Raw genomic sequence first — 16,928 nt, 5'->3', positions numbered from 1 at the left:
GCGACAGTTAGAGCCAGACGGGCGCTCCGGACAAGCGCCGTTTACCGGGCCTGCCGCCTTGCGCCGGCCATCGTCCTGCTGCAAAAGCGGGCCTTACCGGCGCCGCTCTCCAGCACATACACGCACCACATACACACATGGCCAGTCCCGAACTCAGTCAATTCCGCCGCATCGTCGTCAAGGTCGGCTCCGCGTTGCTGGTCGATTCCGACAAGGGCGAGGTGCGGGCGTCCTGGCTTGCCGCGCTCGCCGACGACATGGCCAAGTTGCATCGCGAGGGACGTGACGTGCTCGTCGTCTCCTCAGGCTCGATCGCGCTCGGCCGCAGCCGCCTGAAACTGCCGCGCGGCCCGCTGAAGCTGGAGGAGAGCCAGGCGGCCGCTGCCGTCGGTCAGATCGCGCTCGCCCGCATTTGGTCGGAGGTGCTTGGCGCCCACGGAATCGGCGCCGGCCAGATCCTGGTGACGCTGCAGGACACCGAGGAGCGCCGCCGCTATCTCAACGCACGCTCCACCATCGGCAAGCTGCTGGAGTGGCGCGCGATCCCCGTGATCAACGAGAACGACACGGTCGCCACCAACGAGATCCGCTACGGCGACAATGACCGCCTCGCCGCGCGCGTCGCCACCATGGCGAGCGCGGACCTGCTGGTGCTGCTGTCCGACATCGACGGGCTCTACGACGCCCCGCCGAAGAACAACCCGAACGCCAAGCTCATTCCGGTCGTCGACAGCATCTCCTCGGAGATCGAGGCCGTTGCAGGCGACGCCGAGTCCGAGCTGTCCCGCGGCGGCATGCGCACCAAGGTCGAAGCCGCAAAAATCGCGACCACCGGCGGCACGCATATGCTGATCGCCTCGGGCAAGATCGAGCATCCGCTTCAGGCGGTCGCCGATGGCGGCCGCTGCACCTGGTTCCTGACGCCTGCCAATCCCATCACCTCGCGAAAGCGCTGGATCGCAGGCTCGCTGGAGCCGAAGGGCACGCTGACCATCGACGCCGGCGCGGTCGCGGCGCTGCGCGCCGGCGCCAGCCTGCTGCCGGCCGGAGTGGTCAAGGTCGAGGGCCAGTTCGCCCGCGGCGACGCCGTGATCGTGCGCGGCCCCGACACCAGCGAGGTCGGCCGCGGCCTGATCGCCTATGACGCCGACGATGCCGAGCGGATCAAGGGCCGCTCCTCCCCGGATGTGATGGCCATCCTCGGCATCAGCGGGAGGTCCGAGATGATCCACCGCGATGATCTGGTGATGGGCGGGTAACGCTCGGCAGGCACCCAAACCGTCATGCCCGGCTTGTCCCGGGCATCCACGTTCTTTCTTGCTGGCGGCAAGGCGTGGATGGCCGGGACAAGCTTGGCCATGACGTCGGAGCTGGGCCAGTGGCCGAGGTGGCACAACACCGGGAGACCAGCCATACCCGCCCCGCCCTTCGCAAAAGCGGGATTTCCGTGCTAGGACACTGCCTTAGCAGAAGGTTGAAACTCCCATGGCCGCCCCCCTCAAAGCCGTCGACGGCAATGCCGATCTTCAGGCGCTGATGACCGATCTCGGTACCCGTGCCCGCGCTGCCGCGCGCGTGCTGGCGCTGGCGCCGCCGGAGCAGAAGAACCGGGCGCTCGAGGCCATGGAGCGGGCGATCCGCAACAACGCGGCCACGATCCTTGCGGCCAATGCCGAGGACGTCACCGAGGCCCGCGCCTCAGGCAACGCCACCTCGTCCTTCATCGACCGCCTGACGCTGACGCCGGCGCGGGTCGAGGGCATGGCCGAGGGCATCGGCATCGTGCGCGGCATTGCCGATCCGGTCGGCATCGTCACCGAGAGCTGGCAACGGCCGAACGGCATGACCATCGAGCGCGTGCGCGTGCCGCTCGGCGTCGTCGGCGTGATCTTCGAGAGCCGGCCGAACGTTGCGGCGGATGCCGGCGTGCTGTGCCTGAAGTCGGGCAATGCCGTGATCCTGCGCGGCGGCTCCGACAGTTTCCGCTCCTGCCGCGCGATCCATCAATGCCTGGTGCAGGGCCTGCGCGAAACGGGCCTCCCCGAGGCCGCGATCACGCTGGTGCCGACGCGCGACCGCGCGGCGGTAGGCCAGATGCTGTCGGGATTGAACGGCGCCGTCGACGTGATCGTACCGCGCGGAGGCAAGAGCCTCGTCGCGCGCGTCGAGCAGGAAGCGCGCGTGCCGGTGTTCGCGCATCTCGAAGGCGTCAATCACGTCTATATCGACGGCAGCGCCGAGCTCGCCATGGCGAAATCGATCGTGCTCAACGCCAAGATGCGCCGCACCGGTGTCTGCGGCGCCGCCGAGACGCTGCTGGTCGATCGCGCCGCTGCCGGCAAAAACCTCAAGCCGCTGGTCGAGATGCTGATCGAGGCCGGCTGCGAAGTGCGTGGCGACGAGGCCGTGCAAAAGACCGATGCGCGCGTCAAGCCCGCGAGCGCGGACGATTGGGATACTGAATATCTCGACGCGATCATCGCAGCGAAGGTGGTGGACGGCGTCGACGGCGCGATCGCGCATATCCAGAACCACGGCTCGCATCATACCGATGCGATCGTGAGCGCGGACGAGACCGTTGCGAAAAAATTCCTGAGCGAGGTCGATTCCGCGATCGTGCTGCACAACGCCTCGACGCAGTTCGCCGACGGCGGCGAATTCGGCTTCGGTGCCGAGATCGGCATCGCCACCGGCAGATTCCATGCCCGCGGCCCGGTTGGCGCCGAGCAGCTGACGAGCTTCAAATATCGCGTTCACGGCACCGGGCAGACGCGGCCGTAGACGACGCAGGGCGCGGGGCATTGAGCAACAATTTCGTCGCGCCACGTTTCTTCGCGCAGGCCATACCGACCCACACTTCGGGCATGCGCATCGGCCTGCTCGGCGGCTCGTTCAATCCGCCGCACCAGGCCCATCGCGCGATCAGCCAGTTCGCGCTGAAACGCCTGCAGCTCGATCGGGTGTGGTGGCTGGTGACGCCAGGCAATCCGCTGAAGGAGAACGGCGCGCTGCACGAGCTCGGCGAGCGCATGCAGGCGGCGCGCGAAATGGCCGACGATCCCAGGATCGAGGTGAGCTGTCTCGAATCCGTCATTCGCACGCGCTATACCATCGATACGATCAACACCTTGCGCCGCCGCCTCTCGGGCTTGCGCTTTGTCTGGATCATGGGCGCCGACAACCTCGCTCAATTCCATCGTTGGCAGCACTGGCGGCGCATCGCCGATCAGGTGCCGATCGCGGTCATCGACCGCCCGCCACAGAGTTTTCGCGCCCTCGCCTCTCCCGCCGCCCAGGCGCTCAGGCGCTACCGGCTGCCGGAGAATGAGGCGCCATTGCTTGCGGATCGGGCCGCCCCGGCCTGGGTATTCCTGACCGGCATGAAGCTGAATCTCTCCTCGACGGGCTTACGGAACCCGGACGGAAGCTGGAAAGGTACGAAGTGAGTCAGATTGTGCGAACGCGTTCGGACTTCGGGCTCCCTGGCATATTGAAACCCTTAACCCCACATGATGTAGTGTAACCAGTGAGCGCCGGATTCGGCGTTCGCGATACAGTGAAAGGAATGGTCCCTGACCACATCTGTATTGTCCAAGACAGCCTCACCCAAGACGGCTTCACCGAAGTCTGTTTTACCCAAGGTTGCCAAGCCGACGCGTAAAACATCGACCAAAGCTGCGGCCTTGAAGGCGCAACCCGACGCCGACAAGACGCTGAGCCTGATCCTCTCCCGCCTCGACGACATGAAGGCGGAAGAGACGGTCACCATCGACCTTCGCGGCAAATCGGCCTACTCCGACTACATGATCGTCACCACCGGCCGGGCCAACCGGCACGTCGGCGCGATCGCGGAGAACGTCGCCAAAGGCCTCAAGGAAAACGGCATCAAGAACATCCACGTCGAGGGCTTGCCCAATTGCGACTGGGTGCTGATCGATTCCGGCGATGTGATCGTGCACGTGTTCAGACCCGAGGTCCGCGAGTTCTACAGTCTCGAGAGATTGTACACGCAGGGCCCAGGGGCGGCGAAGGCGATCTGAGAGGCTGCCGGCCGATTTCGAATCGGCTGACGCGCATGCTAGCGTCGTGCGCGCGCATATCGCGCGCGGTCCAGAAAACGCGACCCTGAACATATCATGCGCATAGCCGTCATTGCGGTGGGCCGGCTGAAGCAGGGCCCCGATCGGGAGCTTGCCGAGCGCTATTTCGAGCGGTTCGACGAGGCCGGCCGTAAGCTCGGATTCCGCGAGCTCGCCATCCACGAATTGCCCGAAAGCCGCGCGCGCGATACCGCGACGCGGATGGCCGAAGAGGCCGCGGCGATCTCCGCCCATATTCCCGAAAAATCGGTCCTGGTGGCGCTGGACGAGCGCGGCCAGAATCTGGATTCGACCGTATTTGCACGGCATCTCGGGCGCTGGCGCGACGAGGGTGCCGGTCATACTATCTTCATGATCGGAGGGGCGGACGGACTTTCGCCCGAATTGCGCCGTAAGGCCAAGCTCGCGATCGCGTTCGGCTCTGCGACCTGGCCGCATCAAATGGTCCGCGTCATGCTTCTGGAACAGCTTTATCGGGCCGCCACCATTCTGGCCGGCCATCCCTATCATCGCGCGTGATCCGCGCCACAACGAGCACCTTTGCTTAAAGCGATGCGAGCGCCAATTCTCAACCAGCTGCTGATCGCCGGCGTTATGGGCTCAAGTATTTTGGGCGCAAGCCTCGCGCAAGCTCAGACGCCTGCACCGCAGACTGCGGCCGTCGCGCCTGACGCGATCAAGCAGCGCGAACAGGAGCTCGAAGCCGCGCGCGCCAGCAAGAAGAGCGCGGAGGAAGCGCAGGCCAAGCTCAAGGCCGAGATCACCTCGCTCGGCCAGGACCGCACCCAGCTCAATCAACAATTGATCGACACCGCCGCCAATGTGCGCACCGTCGAGACCAAGATCGACGAGGCCGAAGCGCGGCTGCGATCGCTGAACGGCCGCGAGCAGGCGATGCGCAGCTCGCTCGATTTACGCCGCGCCGACATCGTCGAGGTGCTGGCGGCCTTGCAGCGCGCCGGAAGGCGGACGCCGCCAGCGCTGCTGGTGCGGCCCGAGGATGCGCTACAATCGCTGCGCACGGCGATGCTGCTCGGTGCCGTGGTGCCGGAATTGCGCGGCCGCGCCGAGAAGATCGCAAGCGAGCTCGGCGAGCTCGTGGCCTTGCGCAAGACCATCGCGACCGAGCGCGACCAGCTTGCCTCCGACCGCGACAAGGTGCGCAACGACCAGACCCGGCTCGCGGCTCTGGTCGACGAGCGGCAGCGCCAGCAGGCGTCGCGCGAAAAGGACCTCGACGCCGAGAATGCGCGCGCCGTCGCGCTCTCGCGACAGGTCGGCGATCTCCAGGGGCTGATCGCCAAGATGGAGCAGGATCTGCAAAGTGCCGCCAAGGCAGCCGAGAAGGCGGCCGAGGCCGCCAGGCAGGCCGAGGCCAAGGCGGCTGCAAACGCGGCCGCCAGCGCCAAGACCGGCCCCGGCGCTTTCAAGGATCGTTCCCGGACCACCCCTGCGATGGCCTTCGCCGCGGCCAAGGGCCTCCTGCCTCTTCCGGTTAACGGTAACAAGATCAGGGATTTCGGCGGTTCGGACGGGCTCGGCGGGGTCCAGAAGGGCATTTCGGTGGCGACCAGGCCCGGCTCCCAGGTCACGACGCCGTGTGATGGCTGGGTGGTCTATGCCGGCCCGTTCCGCAGCTATGGACAACTCTTGATCCTCAATGCCGGGGGCGGGTATCATGTGCTGATCGCCGGGATGGAGCGCATTTCGGTCAACATCGGTCAGTTTGTGCTCACGGGGGAGCCTGTCGCGACCATGGGGTCGACTTCTCAAGTCGCCTCCATTCTCGCCACGAACGCGAGTCAACCTGTGCTCTATGTCGAGTTCCGCAAAGACGGCACTCCAATCGATCCAGGCCCATGGTGGGCCGCAAATGAAGGCGAGAAGGTTCGCGGATGATGCGCAAGACTTCAGTTATCCTCCTCAGCGCGGCCACCGGTGCGGCGCTGACGCTGTTCGTGACGCAACCGCGCGCAGTCTTCATGGGCTCCAGCGCGCGAGCCGCCACCGCGGACACCTATCGCCAGCTCAATTTGTTCGGCGACGTCTTCGAGCGCGTGCGTTCGGATTATGTCGAGAAGCCCGACGACACCAAGCTGATCGAATCCGCGATCAGCGGCATGCTCACCGGTCTCGATCCGCATTCGAGCTACATGGACGCCAAGAGCTTCCGCGACATGCAGGTGCAGACCCGCGGTGAGTTCGGCGGCCTCGGCATCGAAGTCACGATGGAAGACGGCCTGATCAAGGTGGTCTCGCCGATCGACGACACCCCGGCTTCGCGCGCCGGCGTCATGGCCAACGACATCATCACCAATCTCGACGACGAGGCGGTGCAGGGCCTGACCCTGAACCAGGCGGTCGAGAAGATGCGCGGCCCCGTCAACACCAAGATCAAGCTCAAGATCATCCGCAAGGGCCAGGACAATCCGATCGACGTCACGCTGGTGCGCGACAACATCCGCGTCCGTTCGGTGCGCGCCCGCGTCGAGGCCGACGACATCGCCTATATCCGCATCACCACCTTCAACGAGCAGACCACCGAAGGCCTGAAGCGCGAGGTCGCCAACCTCTCGAATCAGATCGGCGACAAGCTGAAGGGCTACGTCATCGACCTCCGCAACAACCCGGGCGGCCTGCTCGAGGAAGCGGTCACCGTCTCCGACTCCTTCCTGGAGAAGGGCGAGATCGTCTCGACCCGCGGCCGCAATGCCGAGGAGACCCAGCGCCGGACCGCGCATACGGGCGACCTCACCAAGGGCAAGCCGGTCATCGTGCTGGTCAATGGCGGCTCGGCTTCGGCGTCGGAGATCGTCGCCGGTGCGCTGCAGGACCACAAGCGCGCGACCATCGTCGGCACGCGCTCGTTCGGCAAGGGCTCGGTGCAGACCATCATTCCGCTCGGAAGCGGCAACGGCGCGCTGCGTCTGACCACGGCGCGCTACTACACGCCGTCGGGCAAGTCGATCCAGGCCAAGGGCATCGTGCCCGACATCGAAGTGCTGCAGGACGTGCCGGACGAGCTGAAGTCGCGCACCGACACCAAGGGCGAAGCTTCGCTGCGCGGCCATCTCAAGAACGACGGCGACGAGAAGACCGGCTCGCAGTCCTACGTTCCGCCGGACGCCAAGGACGACAAGGCGCTCAAGCTCGCCGACGATCTGCTCCACGGCATCAAGAACAGCGCCTCCGCGGCTCCCACGCCGGGCGGCGACAAGGCCACCGCCGACAAGCCCAAAGCGGCGAACTAAGTCGGCGCATCGCGATCTGACGAAGGGGCGGCTCCCGGAGCCGCCCTTTTTGCTTGGAACTCCTGCTATCCCCGGCCTATCCCGGCCTGCCGCCGCTTGACCTCGGCGTGGTATCGTCGTCTCGAGTGATTCGGGATCGCGCATGACTGAAACGGCCGATGATCTGAGCGCCCCGCTCGGACGGGACAAGCCGCGCCGGAAACGCCGGCTGCGGCTGCCGTTCACGGCCATGCAGCTGCTCGTTGTCCTGCTCGGCCTGTTCCTGGTCAGCTTTGCCGGCTTCGCCATCTTCAACAAGGATCCGCTCGGCGGCGAGCCGATGACGCGACTCGCGATCCGCGAGCCCAGTGCCGCAGACAAGGCCGGCGATGACAAGCCGGCCGCTTCCGGCCACGGCCAGGACAGCAAGCAGGAGACCAAGCAAGAGACCAAGGACGCACCGAAGCAGGCGGGCGAGCAGAAGACGGTCACCATGATCGACGGTTCCACCGGCACGCGCCACGACGTGGTGATCGGTGGCGATCCCGCCGGCAAGAGCGAGGCAGCCTCGGCCTCCGCACCGCCGCCCGTCATGGCCGGGATCGACCCAAAGCTCCTCGAGAAATCGCGCTACGGCATGATCCCCGCGATGTCCGGCGACCTCAAGCCGTTCAACGTCTATGCGGCGGATGCCGACCGCGCCAAGGCCGCCAAGATGCCGGTGGTCGCGATCCTGATCGGCGGCCTCGGCGTCGGCGCCGCCAAGACCACCGATGCCATCATGCGGCTGCCAGCGGCGGTGACGCTGGCCTTCACGCCTTATGGGTCCGATCCAGGAAAACTCGCCGAGCGCGCCCGCGCCCAGCGCCACGAGATCTTCCTCCAGATCCCGATGGAGCCCTATGACTTCCCGGACAACGATCCGGGACCGCAGACGCTGCTGACCTCGCTGAGTGCCGACCAGAACATGGACCGGCTGTACTGGCATCTGAGCCGGATGCAGGGCTATGCCGGCCTCACCAATTTCATGGGAGCCCGCTTCATCGCAACGGAGCCGGCGATGCAGCCGATCATCCGCGAGGCGGCCAAGCGCGGCCTCGGCTTCTTCGACGACGGCTCATCGCCCCGCAGCATCGCGCCCCAGGCCGCCGGCAGCCTGGCGATGCCGTTCGGCAAGGGCGATATCGCGATCGACGCGGTGCCGACCCCGGCCGAGATCGACCGCGCCCTGACCAAGCTCGAAGCGGCGGCGCGCGAGCGCGGCGTGGCCGTGGGCACCGCCTCCGCCCTCCCGGTCTCGATCGAGCGCATCGGCGCCTGGACCAAGACATTGGGCGACCGAGGTATCCTTTTGGTGCCATTGACAACCGCGATGCTGAAATCAAAATCCAGCTAAATCAACGGATTGGTACGGCACAGGCCCGCGGGGCCTGCTTCAGCCTTACCGACAGCATGCGAGAGGTCTGGCGGAATGGCGCGTTACGAGGATCTGCCCTACCGGACCTGCGTCGGCGTGATGTTGCTCAACAAGGACGGACTGGTGTTCATCGGCCGGCGTGCCGGCGGCATCGAGCATGTCGACGACACCCATGTCTGGCAGATGCCGCAGGGCGGCGTCGATCCCGGTGAGGACAATTGGGAGGCCGCCAAGCGCGAGCTCTATGAGGAGACCAGCGTGCGTTCGGTCGAGCGGCTCGGCGAGGTTCCGGACTGGCTCACTTACGACATTCCGCGCACAGTCGCCGGGCGCACCTGGAAGGGCCGCTACCGCGGCCAGCGCCAGAAATGGTTCGCGGTCCGCTTCACCGGCAAGGACAGCGAGATCAACGTCGAAAAGCCCGGCGGCGGCCACAAGGCCGAGTTCGTGAGCTGGCGCTGGGAGCCGATGAGGAACCTGACTGGGCTGATCGTCCCGTTCAAGCGCCCGGTCTACGAGCGCGTGGTGAAGGAATTTTCCCCGCTGGCGCAGGATTAAGTTCAAGTCGCCGTTCCAGCTTGATGCTAATGCACAGCCTGGAATGACGACGAGAGATCCACGCGTGACCACTGAAAAACCCTACCGTCCCAATGTCGGAATCGCGCTGTTCAACGCCGATGGCCGCGTGCTGATCGGGCACCGCTTCAAGGGTGACGGCCCCGAGATCATCCTGCCGGGCCTCGACTGGCAGATGCCGCAGGGCGGCGTCGACGAGGGCGAGGATTTGCGCGACGCCGCGCTGCGCGAGCTCTGGGAAGAGACCAGCGTCAAGAGCGCGATTTATCTCGGCGAGACCGATTGGCTGACTTACGAATTCCCGCCCTATGACGGGCCGCAGACGCACCGGCTGGCGAAATTCCGCGGCCAGCGCCAAAAATGGTTCGCGCTGCGCTTCACCGGCAAGGATGACGAGATCGATCCGCTGACGCCGCGCAACGGACAGCCCGCCGAGTTCGACGCCTGGCGCTGGGAGCGGCTCGACCGCGTCCCCGATGTCGTGGTGCCATTCCGCCGCCACGTCTACAGCGCAGTGGCACAACAGTTTGCGTCGTTCGCGGACTAAAAACGCGAAAACAACCCCATGCACAGTAGGACGGGGTTGAAATCAACAGAGAACTTTCGCCGGAAATTTGCGCGAGCCTAGTTGATCGGTCCCACCGTGAAGGGGCCGATCGCGATGACGTGGCAGTCGCTGTCGCGCTTGGCGCAGTCGGCGAGCGCGGAATTGACCGCGGTCTGCTCGTCGGCGGCCCTCACACCGAGGCCCGGCCGGCCCGCGGTGCCGACCGCGACGGCGTTCCAGCCCATGCCATCGGCGAGCTTGCGCACCACCTCGTCGCGCGCGTCGGCGACAATCGAGGTGTTGGACGCCGCGTGGAAGAAGCCGGTGATCCGGAGCAGGGTCGGGATCGGCACGACGAAATTCTCGTCGACCGCAACGACCAGGCAGGCGACGCCGGCGATCGCGCCGCACGATTCCAGCGAACGCCGCGCGGCATCTTCGGCGGATGCTGCGCCCATCACCATGAAATATTGTCCGCCCGGGCCGAGCGCGACCGCGCGGGATTTTGCCGCGGGCACGAACATGTTCTCGAGCCGGACCTTGGCGGGATCGCGCACCATCGGAAAGTCTTTTGAGGCGAAGGCACGCTCGGTCATGGCATCATGCCGGATGAACGGTTGCGACGGCATCGGCGGCTTGCCGTGCGTGTAGACAATGTTGTTGCCGACCGCATAGAGCTCGCAGCGCCGCGGCGACTGCGCGGCATCGGCGCGCTTCTGACACTGATCGAGTGCGACGTTGCGCGCCGCTTCCTCGTTCGGCTGATTCAACGACGCGCCGGTGAACCCGCCGACATTGAGCGCGAACGCCTTGTAGTCGCCGGCAGCGGAATAGTCGCCAGCCAGGTAGTTGCGGATGCGCTCGTTGATGAAGGGGACGCTGTCGGCGGGAAACTTGCCGCCCATCGGCGAAGCCGATGGTGCCGGCATGGGCATCGGCGCTTTGGCGGCCATGGTGGATGACGGGCTTGGCGCTGTTGGTGCGGGGCTTGATACAGGGCTTGATGCAGGGCTTGATGCAGGGCTTGATGCAGGGCTTGGCACGGTCGCTGCGATCGCCGGCGCCCTCGTGGTCTCGAGCTTGGTGAAATAGAGGAAGCCGCCGACGCCGATGGCGACGATGGAGACGACACCGACCACCAGCGGCCACATCCAGTTCGGCGCGGGCGCAGCCTTCGCCACCTTCTTGATCTGCGGCGTTGCGTAGGTGCCGTCTCCGCGCCGCATCGCCACCATGTAGGCGTGCACCGGCGTCGGGATGTTCTTGACCTCCTGCGCGCCGATATCGGCGAACTGCACCGACAGCTTGTTGGCGACCTGCTCGTGCACCGCGCGGGAGACGCAGATGCCGCCGACCTCGGCGAGGCCCTCGAGCCGGGCGGCGATATTGACGCCGTCACCGAGCAGATCGCCGTCGCGCTCGACCACGTCGCCGATGGTGATGCCGATGCGGAACGACATCTGCCGGCTTGGCGGATAGGCCATGTTGCGGGTTCGCAGGGATTCCTGGATATCGATCGCGCAGCGCACCGCATCGACTGCGCTTGGAAATTCCGCGAGCACGGCGTCGCCCGCGGTGTTGAAGATGCGCCCGCCCGCCCTGGCGATGAAATCGTCGACGACCTCGCGATAGGAGGCGAGACGCCGCAGCGTCTCCTCTTCGTCTTCCGCGACCAGTCGCGAGTAGCCGGCAATATCGGCCGCGAAAATCGCTGCGATCTTGCGTTTCATCTGCGGCCGGCCCCCGGAACAAAGTTCGCGGGCGCAGAATGGCGCTATCGGCGGCGCCGTGCAACAAAGTTTCAGCGCCCGCCACTTCCGTGACGAGCGCTGGATTTATTCAGGAATTTGTAGGTTGAGCCCCGGCGCGGTGCACCGGGGCTTAGTGCATAGCCGTGGTGTTGAGCTCGTGCTGGATGCTCTTGAAGTGATCGAGCCGCGCAATGGCTTGATCGAGCTCGTCGCCTTCGTGCTCCTTCAATCCCTCTTCCATCTCCGAGACGGTCGCGGCGAACTGGGCGCGGTCGAGCTCGGCCAGCGAGGTCGCGACGTCGGCGAGCACGGTGAGGCCCTTGTCGGACACTTCGGCGATACCGCCAAGCACGATGATCTTCTCGTGCTTGCCGCCGGTGGTCACGGTGAGAATGCCGGGCCGGATCGCGGCCACGACCGGAGCGTGTCCCGCCAGCACGCCGAAGTCACCCTCGACGCCGGGGATATCGACCTGGTCGACCTCGCCCGAGAAGGCGAGCTTTTCCGGCGAGACGAGATCGAAGTGGAAGGTGGCCATTGGAAACCTGCGAATGGTGAGTAGCGAATTGCGAATGGAGCGGGAGCAGCGCGATTGTTCGCTACTCCCTGCTCGCCCTTCGCAGCTTAGGCCGCCTCGGCCGCCAGCTTCTTGCCCTTCTCGATCGCCTCTTCGATGGTGCCGACCATGTAGAAGGCGGCTTCCGGCAGGTGATCATACTTGCCTTCGCAGAGGCCGCGGAAGCCCTTGATGGTGTCCGCGAGGTCGACGAACTTGCCGGGCGAGCCGGTGAAGATTTCGGCGACGTGGAACGGCTGCGACAGGAAGCGCTCGATCTTGCGGGCGCGAGCCACCGTCAGCTTGTCCTCTTCCGAAAGCTCGTCCATGCCGAGAATGGCGATGATGTCCTGCAGCGACTTGTAGCGCTGCAGCACCTGCTGGACCTGACGCGCGGTGTCGTAGTGCTCCTGGCCGACGACGAGCGGCGAGAGCATGCGCGAGGTCGAGTCGAGCGGGTCCACCGCCGGATAGATGCCCTTTTCCGAGATCGCGCGGTTCAACACCGTGGTGGCGTCCAAATGCGCGAACGAGGTCGCGGGCGCCGGGTCGGTCAAGTCGTCGGCCGGAACGTAAATGGCCTGCACCGAGGTGATCGAACCCTTCTGCGTGGTGGTGATGCGCTCCTGCAGCGCGCCCATGTCGGTGGCGAGCGTCGGCTGATAACCCACGGCGCTCGGGATACGACCGAGCAGTGCGGACACTTCAGAACCGGCCTGGGTAAAGCGGAAGATGTTGTCGACGAAGAACAGCACGTCCTGGCCCTGGTCGCGGAAATGCTCGGCGACGGTCAGACCGGTGAGGCCGACGCGGGCGCGGGCGCCGGGTGGCTCGTTCATCTGGCCGAACACCAGCGCGCACTTCGACTTGACGCTCGGATCCGGATTGTGCGGATCGGCGTTGACCTTGGACTCGATGAACTCGTGATAGAGGTCGTTGCCCTCGCGGGTACGCTCGCCGACGCCGGCGAACACGGAATAACCACCGTGCGCCTTCGCGACGTTGTTGATCAGCTCCTGGATCAGCACGGTCTTGCCGACGCCGGCGCCGCCGAACAGGCCGATCTTGCCGCCCTTGGCGTAGGGCGCGAGCAAGTCGACGACCTTGATGCCGGTGACGAGAATCTCGGCTTCGGTCGACTGGTCGGTGTAGCTCGGCGCTTCCTGGTGGATGGCGCGCTTGCCTTCGGACTGGATCGGGCCGGCTTCGTCGATCGGCTCGCCGATCACATTCATGATGCGGCCGAGCGTGCCCGCACCGACCGGAACCGAGATCGGCTGACCGGTGTCGGTCACTTCCTGGCCGCGGACCAGACCTTCGGTCACGTCCATCGCGATCGTGCGCACGGTGGACTCACCGAGATGCTGCGCAACTTCCAGCACGAGGCGGATGTTGCCGTTCTTGGTTTCCAACGAATTCAGAATGGCCGGCAGATGGCCTTCGAACTGAACGTCGACGACGGCGCCCATGACCTGGGTGACACGACCGACCTGGGTAGCTGCTGTAGCCATGAAGCTCTCCTTCGAAATTCTTTACTTGAACGACCGTCGTTTGGTTCGTGCGTCAGACCGCCTCGGCGCCGGAGATGATCTCGATCAGCTCCTTGGTGATCTGGGCTTGACGGGTTCGGTTGTAGATCTGGGTTTGCTTGCGGATCATTTCGCCGGCATTGCGGGTGGCGTTGTCCATCGAGCTCATCTGGGCGCCGTAGAACGAGGCGTTGTTTTCCAGCAGCGCGCGGAAGATCTGCACCGCGATATTCCGCGGCAACAGGCCGGAGAGGAGTTCGTCTTCCTCCGGCTCGTAATCGTAAGACGTCGACGGCGCGTTCGCCGCCTTTTCTTCCACGGTCAGCGGAATGATCTGCTGCGCGGTCGGGACCTGGGCGATCACCGACTTGAACTGCGCGTAGAACAGCGTGCAGACGTCGAATTCGCCGTTGTCGAAGCGGGCCAGAACCTTCTTTGCGATGTCCTCGGCGTTGACGAAGCCGAGCTGACGAACGCCGCGCAGGTCGAGATGCTCGACGATCTGCTTGTCGTAAAGGCGGCGGAGCTGCTCGTAGCCCTTGCGGCCGACGCAGAAGAATTTGACTTCCTTGCCCTGCGCCATCAGCGCCTGGGCGCGCTCGCGCGCGAGGCGCACGATCGAGGAGTTGAAGGCGCCGGACAGACCACGCTCGCCGGTGCAGACCAGCAGCAGGTGAACCTGGTCCTTGCCGGTGCCGGCCAGCAGCACTGGCGCGCCGGGCGAACCGGCGGCAGCGCTGGCGATGTTGGAGATCACCGCGCTCATCTTGTCGGCATAGGGCCGCGCCGCCTCGGCCGCTTGCTGGGCGCGGCGCAATCGGGACGCCGCGACCATTTGCATGGCCTTGGTGATCTTCTGCGTCGCCTTGGTGGAGGCGATGCGGACGCGCATGTCTTTAAGTGACGCCATTCTTCGTTCACCCCGGCGGTTCGATCCCTTGGATCAAGCCGCTAGCCTATCCCAGTCGTCATGCCCGGGCGTGTCCCGGGCATCTATGTCTTCGTTTCCATGCAGTGAGGCACGGACGGCCGGGACAACAAGCCGGCCTTGCGACCGTTCTCTTATGCGAAGCTCTTGGCGAAACCTTCGACCACCGACTTCAGCTTGGCGGCACTGTCGTCGGAGAGATCGCGGCTGTCGCGGATCGCGTTGAGGATCTCGACATTCTTGCCGCGCAGCAGCGACAACAGACCGTCCTCGAACGCGCGCACCTTGCTGACCGGCAGCGGATCGAGATAGCCGTTGGTGCCGGCCCAGATCACGCAGACCTGCTCTTCCATCTTCAGCGGCGCGAACTGCGGCTGCTTCAGGAGCTCGGTGAGACGCGAGCCGCGGTTGAGCAGGCGCTGGGTCGAGGCGTCGAGGTCGGAGCCGAACTGCGCGAACGCCGCCATTTCGCGGTACTGCGCCAGCTCGCCCTTGATCTTGCCGGCGACCTTCTTGGTGGCCTTGGTCTGCGCCGAGGAGCCGACGCGCGACACCGACAGACCGACGTTCACCGCGGGGCGGATGCCCTGGAAGAACAGGTCGGTTTCGAGGAAGATCTGGCCGTCGGTGATCGAGATGACGTTGGTTGGAATATAGGCCGACACGTCGTTGGCCTGGGTTTCGATGACCGGCAGCGCCGTCAGCGAGCCCGAGCCCTGGTCCTTGTTCAGCTTCGCCGCGCGCTCGAGCAGGCGGGAATGCAGATAGAACACGTCGCCCGGATAGGCTTCGCGGCCCGGCGGGCGGCGCAGCAGCAGCGACATCTGGCGGTAGGCGACGGCCTGCTTGGACAAATCGTCATAGATGATGACGGCGTGCATGCCGTTGTCGCGGAAGTACTCGCCCATGGTGCAGCCGGTGAACGGCGCGATGTACTGCATCGGTGCCGGATCGGATGCGGTGGCGGCGACGATGATCGAGTATTCCAGCGCACCCTGCTCTTCCAGTACCTTCACGAACTGGGCAACGGTCGAGCGCTTCTGGCCGATCGCGACGTAGACGCAATACAGCTTGATGTTCTCGTCCGGCTGCGCGTTGAGCGGCTTCTGGTTGAGGATGGTGTCGAGCGCGATCGCGGTCTTGCCGGTCTGACGGTCACCGATGATCAGCTCGCGCTGGCCGCGGCCGATCGGGATCAGGGCGTCGATCGCCTTGAGGCCGGTCGCCATCGGCTCGTTCACCGATTTGCGCGGAATGATGCCGGGCGCCTTGACGTCGACGCGCATGCGCTTGTCGGCCTGGATCGGGCCCTTGCCGTCGATGGGATTGCCGAGCGCGTCGACGACGCGGCCGAGCAGGCCCTTGCCGACCGGCGCGTCCACGATGGCGCGGGTGCGCTTGACGGTCTGACCTTCCTTGATCTCGCGGTCGGCGCCGAAAATGACGATACCGACGTTGTCGGTTTCGAGGTTCAGCGCCATGCCGCGGGTGCCGTTCTCGAACTCGACCATTTCACCGGCCTGGACGTTATCCAGACCGTAAACGCGGGCGATACCGTCGCCGACGGACAGCACCTGTCCGACTTCGGAGACTTCAGCTTCCTGGCCGAAATTCTTGATCTGGTCCTTGAGGATCGCGGAAATTTCCGCGGCGCGGATGTCCATCAGCCTGCCTCTTTCATCGCGTGCTTGATCGAATTGAGTTTGGTGCGAAGCGAGCTATCGATCATCCGGCTGCCAAGCTTGACCACGAGGCCACCGATGATCGAGGGATCGACCTTCACGTTGAGCGCGACGTCCTTGCCGGTCACCGACTTCAGGGCAACCTTGAGGGCGTCGAGATTCTTGTCCGAGAGCGCCTCCGCCACGGTGACGTCGGCCGTGGCCTCGCCCTTGAACTTGGCGACCAGGGCGCGATAGGCGCGGATGACGTCAGCCACCGCGAACAGGCGGCGGTTGGCGGTCAGCACTTTCAGGAAATTGGCGGAGATACCGGCGATGCCCGCCTTGTCCAGCACGGCCGAGAGGGCCCTGGACTGGGCATCGGCCGCGAAAACCGGGCTGCGGACGAGGCGCTTCAGATCGGCGCTTTCGTTCAGCATGCCCTCGAATTTCTCGAGATCGGCTTTGACCTCGTCGACCACTTTCTGGTCGCGGGCCAGTTCAAACAAGGCCGTTGCATAACGGCCCGACACACCGGAAACGGACGTATCTTCTGCAGCCACAGACGTGCTCTTTTTGCTGTCAAACTCGCAAGGGAAAAACCGTCGCCACAAAGCGGCGCCTAGCGATCCA

At 65.2% G+C, this 16,928-nt stretch carries 16 protein-coding genes; 10 read left to right on the top strand and 6 right to left on the bottom strand.

Going from position 1 to position 16,928, the window contains the following annotated elements:
* Positions 1-137 precede the first annotated feature (137 nt).
* The 10 genes from proB to AC0L20_RS26230 all read left to right on the top strand — a co-directional run bounded on the left by proB (position 138) and on the right by AC0L20_RS26230 (position 9,870).
* A complete protein-coding gene (gene proB, locus AC0L20_RS26275; protein WP_247284906.1) occupies positions 138-1,259 on the top strand; it encodes a glutamate 5-kinase in 1,122 nt (373 codons plus the stop codon).
* A gap of 226 nt (positions 1,260-1,485) precedes the next feature.
* Positions 1,486-2,781, top strand: coding sequence for a glutamate-5-semialdehyde dehydrogenase (locus AC0L20_RS26270; protein ID WP_473293634.1), 1,296 nt, complete (start codon positions 1,486-1,488; stop codon positions 2,779-2,781).
* A gap of 20 nt (positions 2,782-2,801) precedes the next feature.
* A complete protein-coding gene (locus tag AC0L20_RS26265) occupies positions 2,802-3,446 on the top strand; it encodes a nicotinate-nucleotide adenylyltransferase (RefSeq protein ID WP_473293633.1) in 645 nt (214 codons plus the stop codon).
* 237 nt (positions 3,447-3,683) lie between these two features.
* Positions 3,684-4,040, top strand: coding sequence for a ribosome silencing factor (rsfS, locus tag AC0L20_RS26260; RefSeq protein WP_007604366.1), 357 nt, complete (start codon positions 3,684-3,686; stop codon positions 4,038-4,040).
* Positions 4,041-4,136: 96 nt separating this feature from the next.
* On the top strand, positions 4,137-4,619 hold the full coding sequence (rlmH, locus tag AC0L20_RS26255; protein WP_473293632.1) for a 23S rRNA (pseudouridine(1915)-N(3))-methyltransferase RlmH: 483 nt from the start codon (positions 4,137-4,139) through the stop codon (positions 4,617-4,619).
* Between the two features lie 33 nt (positions 4,620-4,652).
* Positions 4,653-5,999: a murein hydrolase activator EnvC family protein gene (locus AC0L20_RS26250; protein ID WP_473293631.1), complete on the top strand. Its 1,347-nt coding sequence runs from the start codon at positions 4,653-4,655 to the stop codon at positions 5,997-5,999.
* The gene (locus AC0L20_RS26245; RefSeq protein WP_473293630.1) at positions 5,996-7,351 is read left to right on the top strand and encodes a S41 family peptidase; all 1,356 of its coding nucleotides are present in this window, start codon (positions 5,996-5,998) and stop codon (positions 7,349-7,351) included. Before AC0L20_RS26250 ends, AC0L20_RS26245 begins: the two co-directional genes overlap by 4 nt.
* A 142-nt stretch (positions 7,352-7,493) precedes the next feature.
* Positions 7,494-8,726, top strand: coding sequence for a divergent polysaccharide deacetylase family protein (locus AC0L20_RS26240; RefSeq protein WP_473293629.1), 1,233 nt, complete (start codon positions 7,494-7,496; stop codon positions 8,724-8,726).
* 75 nt (positions 8,727-8,801) lie between these two features.
* The gene (locus tag AC0L20_RS26235; protein WP_027566418.1) at positions 8,802-9,305 is read left to right on the top strand and encodes an RNA pyrophosphohydrolase; all 504 of its coding nucleotides are present in this window, start codon (positions 8,802-8,804) and stop codon (positions 9,303-9,305) included.
* A gap of 64 nt (positions 9,306-9,369) precedes the next feature.
* Positions 9,370-9,870 (top strand): RNA pyrophosphohydrolase, encoded by a 501-nt coding sequence (locus AC0L20_RS26230; protein WP_473293628.1) that lies wholly within the window; start codon positions 9,370-9,372, stop codon positions 9,868-9,870.
* A gap of 77 nt (positions 9,871-9,947) precedes the next feature.
* On the opposite strand, the gene AC0L20_RS26225 is transcribed toward AC0L20_RS26230, so the two are convergent.
* The 6 genes from AC0L20_RS26225 to AC0L20_RS26200 all read right to left on the bottom strand — a co-directional run bounded on the left by AC0L20_RS26225 (position 9,948) and on the right by AC0L20_RS26200 (position 16,858).
* A complete protein-coding gene (locus AC0L20_RS26225) occupies positions 9,948-11,600 on the bottom strand; it encodes an adenylate/guanylate cyclase domain-containing protein (RefSeq protein WP_473293627.1) in 1,653 nt (550 codons plus the stop codon).
* A 151-nt stretch (positions 11,601-11,751) separates the two neighbouring features.
* Positions 11,752-12,159 carry a F0F1 ATP synthase subunit epsilon gene (locus AC0L20_RS26220; RefSeq protein WP_456766776.1) on the bottom strand — a complete coding sequence of 136 codons (408 nt, stop codon included), beginning with the start codon at positions 12,157-12,159 and terminating at the stop codon, positions 11,752-11,754.
* Positions 12,160-12,245: 86 nt separating this feature from the next.
* Positions 12,246-13,688 carry a F0F1 ATP synthase subunit beta gene (atpD, locus tag AC0L20_RS26215; RefSeq protein ID WP_007604346.1) on the bottom strand — a complete coding sequence of 481 codons (1,443 nt, stop codon included), beginning with the start codon at positions 13,686-13,688 and terminating at the stop codon, positions 12,246-12,248.
* Between the two features lie 52 nt (positions 13,689-13,740).
* Complete coding sequence (locus tag AC0L20_RS26210; RefSeq protein ID WP_027566413.1) at positions 13,741-14,616, bottom strand: F0F1 ATP synthase subunit gamma; 876 nt, start codon at positions 14,614-14,616, stop codon at positions 13,741-13,743.
* Between the two features lie 152 nt (positions 14,617-14,768).
* A complete protein-coding gene (gene atpA, locus AC0L20_RS26205; RefSeq protein WP_456766778.1) occupies positions 14,769-16,298 on the bottom strand; it encodes a F0F1 ATP synthase subunit alpha in 1,530 nt (509 codons plus the stop codon).
* Positions 16,298-16,858, bottom strand: a complete 561-nt coding sequence (locus AC0L20_RS26200; RefSeq protein ID WP_027566412.1) for a F0F1 ATP synthase subunit delta — start codon at positions 16,856-16,858, stop codon at positions 16,298-16,300. The genes atpA and AC0L20_RS26200 overlap by 1 nt, the downstream gene beginning before the upstream one ends.
* Positions 16,859-16,928 lie beyond the last annotated feature (70 nt).

This window comes from Bradyrhizobium sp. Kon58, from assembly GCF_055807455.1.
This window is presented reverse-complemented; position numbering and strand designations above follow the sequence as displayed.

Coding starts and splice junctions, on each gene's coding strand:
- AC0L20_RS26220 (WP_456766776.1), bottom strand. CDS start 12,159: ATGGCCACCTTCCACTTCGATCTCGTCTCGCCGGAAAAGCTCGCCTTC.
- atpA (WP_456766778.1), bottom strand. CDS start 16,298: ATGGACATCCGCGCCGCGGAAATTTCCGCGATCCTCAAGGACCAGATC.
- atpD (WP_007604346.1), bottom strand. CDS start 13,688: ATGGCTACAGCAGCTACCCAGGTCGGTCGTGTCACCCAGGTCATGGGC.
- rlmH (WP_473293632.1), top strand. CDS start 4,137: ATGCGCATAGCCGTCATTGCGGTGGGCCGGCTGAAGCAGGGCCCCGAT.
- AC0L20_RS26240 (WP_473293629.1), top strand. CDS start 7,494: ATGACTGAAACGGCCGATGATCTGAGCGCCCCGCTCGGACGGGACAAG.
- AC0L20_RS26270 (WP_473293634.1), top strand. CDS start 1,486: ATGGCCGCCCCCCTCAAAGCCGTCGACGGCAATGCCGATCTTCAGGCG.
- AC0L20_RS26245 (WP_473293630.1), top strand. CDS start 5,996: ATGATGCGCAAGACTTCAGTTATCCTCCTCAGCGCGGCCACCGGTGCG.
- AC0L20_RS26225 (WP_473293627.1), bottom strand. CDS start 11,600: ATGAAACGCAAGATCGCAGCGATTTTCGCGGCCGATATTGCCGGCTAC.
- proB (WP_247284906.1), top strand. CDS start 138: ATGGCCAGTCCCGAACTCAGTCAATTCCGCCGCATCGTCGTCAAGGTC.
- AC0L20_RS26235 (WP_027566418.1), top strand. CDS start 8,802: ATGGCGCGTTACGAGGATCTGCCCTACCGGACCTGCGTCGGCGTGATG.
- AC0L20_RS26210 (WP_027566413.1), bottom strand. CDS start 14,616: ATGGCGTCACTTAAAGACATGCGCGTCCGCATCGCCTCCACCAAGGCG.
- AC0L20_RS26250 (WP_473293631.1), top strand. CDS start 4,653: ATGCGAGCGCCAATTCTCAACCAGCTGCTGATCGCCGGCGTTATGGGC.